Below are 1,258 nucleotides of genomic sequence, written 5' to 3' on the forward strand. Positions count from 1 at the left end.
ATGAAAGCATTGGACGGCATCAAGATTCTGGACTTCACGCATGTTCAGTCGGGTCCGACCTGCACGCAGCTTCTTGCGTGGTTCGGGGCGGATGTTCTGAAGGTGGAGCGGCCGGGCGTGGGCGACGCCACGCGGCAGCAGCTGGTGGATGTGCCGGGCGCGGACAGCCTTTATTTCACCATGCTCAACCACAACAAGCGCTCGATCGAGCTGAACTCGAAGAACGAGACCGGCAAGCAGGTGCTCACGCGCCTGATCGAGGAATGCGACGTGCTGGTCGAGAACTTCGCGCCGGGCGCGCTGGATCGCATGGGCTTTTCCTGGGAGCGGATCCAGGAGATCAATCCCAAGATCATCATGGCCTCGGTCAAGGGCTTCGGCCCGGGCAATTACGAGAACTGCAAGGTCTACGAGAACGTGGCACAATGCGCCGGCGGGGCGGCCTCGACCACGGGCTTCCGCGATGGCCCGCCGCTGGTGACCGGCGCGCAGATCGGCGACTCGGGCACCGGGCTGCATCTCTGCCTCGGCATCATGACGGCGCTTTTCCAGCGCGAGCGCACGGGCCGCGGCCAGAAGGTGCTGGCGCCGATGCAGGACGGGGTGCTGAACCTCTGCCGCGTCAAGCTGCGCGACCAGCAGCGGCTGGAGGCGGGGCCCCTGAAGGAATACAGCCAGTACGGCGAGGGCATCGAGTTCGGCGAGGCGACACCGCGCGCGGGCAACGACAGTGGCGGCGGCCAGCCGGGGCGGATCCTGAAGTGCAAGGGCTGGGAGGACGATCCCAACGCATACACCTACTTCATCACCCAGGCCGCGGTGTGGGAGCAGATCTGCGACGTGATCGGCAAGCCCGAGTGGAAGACGGCCGAGGGCTATGCCACCCCGCCCGAGCGCCTGGACAAGCTGAACGAGATCTTCGGCACGATCGAGGAATGGACCATGACCAAGACGAAGTTCGAGGTGATGGACATCTGCAACCCGCTGAACATCCCCGTGGGGCCGATCCTGTCGACCAAGGAGCTGATCGAGGATGACGGCCTGCGGGCGACGGGCACGATCGTGGACGTGGATCATCCCAAGCGCGGCAAGTACGCGTCGGTGGGCTGCCCGATCAAGCTGAGCGACAGCCCGGTGGACGTGACGCGCTCGCCGCTTCTGGGAGAGCACACGGTGGAGATCCTGCGCGAGGTGCTGGGCTATGACGGCGACGAGCTGCAGGCGGTGCTGGATAGCGGCGCCGTGGGAGACCCGCAGA

At 65.6% G+C, this 1,258-nt stretch carries 1 protein-coding gene; it reads left to right on the plus strand.

What is annotated here, in order from left to right:
• Positions 1–1,258 (plus strand): formyl-CoA transferase (gene frc / locus RBB18_RS23130; RefSeq protein ID WP_306112642.1); only part of this gene is annotated, 1,258 nt, incomplete at both ends.

Origin of the sequence: Roseovarius sp. MMSF_3298 (genome assembly GCF_030733705.1) — a bacterium.
In the GTDB taxonomy this organism is placed as follows: Bacteria; Pseudomonadota; Alphaproteobacteria; order Rhodobacterales; family Rhodobacteraceae; genus Roseovarius; species Roseovarius confluentis.